Source organism: Acidimangrovimonas pyrenivorans (assembly GCF_042643245.1).
Classification (GTDB): Bacteria; Pseudomonadota; Alphaproteobacteria; order Rhodobacterales; family Rhodobacteraceae; genus Acidimangrovimonas; species Acidimangrovimonas pyrenivorans.
In genome coordinates, this window is sequence record NZ_JBHRSK010000042.1 from 1 (window position 1) to 2230 (window position 2230).

The window sequence follows — 2230 nt, forward strand, 5'->3', positions numbered from 1 at the left end:
AACAGATACCGGCCGTAGTCGTTCTTGCGCAGCATCTCGGCGCGTTGGCGCAGGGCGTCGCGGGAGATCCAGCCGTTTTCGAAGGCGATCTCGTCGAGGCAGCCGGTCTGCAGGCCCTGGCGGGCCTCGAGGGTGCGGACGAGGTTGCCGGCGTCGAGCAGGCTGGCATGGGTGCCGGTGTCGAGCCAGGCGAAGCCGCGGCCCATGGTCTGGACGTCGAGCAGCCCCTCGGCGAGATACATCTCGAGCAGGGTCGTGATCTCGAGCTCGCCGCGGGCCGAGGGCGTCACCCTGCGGGCCCGCTCGGGCGCGCTGCCGTCGAGGAAATAGAGCCCGGTGACGGCGTAATCCGAGGGCGGCGTCTCGGGTTTCTCGATGATCTGGGTCGCCCGGCCCTCGGCGTCGAAGGCGACGACGCCGTAGCGTTCCGGGTCGGCGACGTGGTAGCCGAAGACGGTGCCGCCCTCGGGCTTGGCATCCGCCGCCGCCATCATCCGCGACAGGCCCTGGCCGAAGAAGATGTTGTCGCCCAGCACCATCGCCGAGGGCGCGCCGGCCAGGAACGCCTCGGCCAGGAGATAGGCCTGGGCCAGCCCGTCGGGCGATTCCTGCACGATCCAGGTGAACTCGAGCCCCCATTGCGAGCCGTCGCCGAGCGCGCGCTGGAACTGGGCCTGGTCCTGCGGCGTGGTGATGATCGCGATCTCGCGGATGCCGGCGAACATCAGCACCGAGATCGGGTAATAGATCATCGGCTTGTCATAGACCGGCAGCAGCTGTTTCGAGACCGCCATGGTGATCGGGTAGAGCCGCGTCCCCGAGCCCCCGGCGAGGATGATGCCCTTGCGCTTGGTCATGCCGCAATCTCCAGTTCTTTCAATACGCGTGTCAAACTCTGCCGCCAGTCGGGCCGGTCGATGCCGAAGGCGGTCTTCAATGTCGTGCAGTCGAGCCGCGAGTTGAGCGGCCGCCGCGCCGGGGTCGGGTAGGCGCTGCTGGCAATCTCGGTCACGGCGCAGGTCAGGCCCGCCCGGGCGAAGATCTCGCGCGCGAAGCCGGCCCAGCTGACATCGGGCGCGCCGCTGAAATGATACGTGCCCGAGGCGGCGGCGCCGGCGGCGAAGGCGCGCGCCATGACCAGCAGCGCCGCGGCGATATCGGCCGCCGCGGTCGGCCCGCCAACCTGGTCAGCGACGATGTTGAGCCCGTCGCGCTCGGCCCCGAGCCGCAGCATCGTCTTGACGAAATTCGCGCCATGGGCCGAGAACACCCAGGAGGTGCGCAGGATGGCATGGGCACCGCCCGCCGCCCGCACGCCTGCCTCGCCGGCCAGCTTGCTGCGGCCATAGGCGCCCAGCGGTGCGGTGGGCGCGTCGGGGCGCCAGGGGGCTTCCCCCGCGCCGTCGAAGACGTAATCGGTCGAGACCTGCAGGAACGGCAGCCCGCGCGCCGCCGCCGCCCGCGCCATCGCCGCCGGCGCGGCGCCGTTGATCGCGGTCGCGAGCTCTTCTTCCTCTTCCGCCTTGTCGACGGCGGTATAGGCGGCGGCGTTGAGAATGACATCGGCGTCTGCGCGGGTCACCGCCGCGGCGCAGGCCGCCGGATCCGAGAGGTCGGCGGCGGCGCGGTCGAGGAACGTCGCCCCGGGCGCCAGCCGCGCCAATTCGCGCGCCAGTTGGCCGCTGCGGCCGAAGACCAGCAGCCTCACGCCTTCACTCCCAGCCGTTCGCCGACGCCCTGCCGGTCCTGCAGCGCCCGCCACCAGGGCTCGTTGTCGAGATACCATTGCACCGTCTTCTCGAGCCCCTCCTCGACCGTCACCGAGGGCCGCCAGCCCAGTTCTTCCCGGATCCGCGTCGGGTCGATGGCGTAGCGCGCGTCATGGCCCGGCCGGTCGGTGACGAAGGCGATCTGGTCGGCATAGCTGCCCGCCGGCTTCGGCCGCCTGGCGTCGAGGATGGCGCAGATCGTCCGCACCAGGTCGATGTTGCGGCGCTCGTTCTCGCCGCCGATATTGTAGCTCCGCCCCGGCGCGCCCTTCTCCAGCGCCAAGAGCAGCGCGTCGGCGTGATCCTCGACATAGAGCCAGTCGCGCACGTTCTCGCCCGCGCCGTAGACCGGGATCTCCCTGCCCGCCAGCGCGTTCAGGATCACCACCGGGATCAGCTTCTCGGGGAAGTGGTAGGGGCCGTAATTGTTCGAGCAGTTGGTCAGCACCACCGGCAGGCCG

At 70.4% G+C, this 2230-nt stretch carries 3 protein-coding genes; all 3 read right to left on the reverse strand.

Annotated features, from left to right (window positions below; translation table 11 throughout):
* Nucleotides 1–857 (reverse strand): glucose-1-phosphate thymidylyltransferase RfbA (gene rfbA, locus ACFOES_RS21040; protein WP_377835692.1); only part of this gene is annotated, 857 nt, incomplete at its 3' end.
* Nucleotides 854–1708 carry a dTDP-4-dehydrorhamnose reductase gene (rfbD, locus tag ACFOES_RS21045; protein WP_377835693.1) on the reverse strand — a complete coding sequence of 285 codons (855 nt, stop codon included), beginning with the start codon at nt 1706–1708 and terminating at the stop codon, nt 854–856. The genes rfbA and rfbD, both read right to left, overlap by 4 nt.
* Nucleotides 1705–2230: dTDP-glucose 4,6-dehydratase (locus ACFOES_RS21050; protein WP_377835694.1), on the reverse strand; the 526-nt coding region annotated here is incomplete at its 5' end. The genes ACFOES_RS21050 and rfbD, both read right to left, overlap by 4 nt.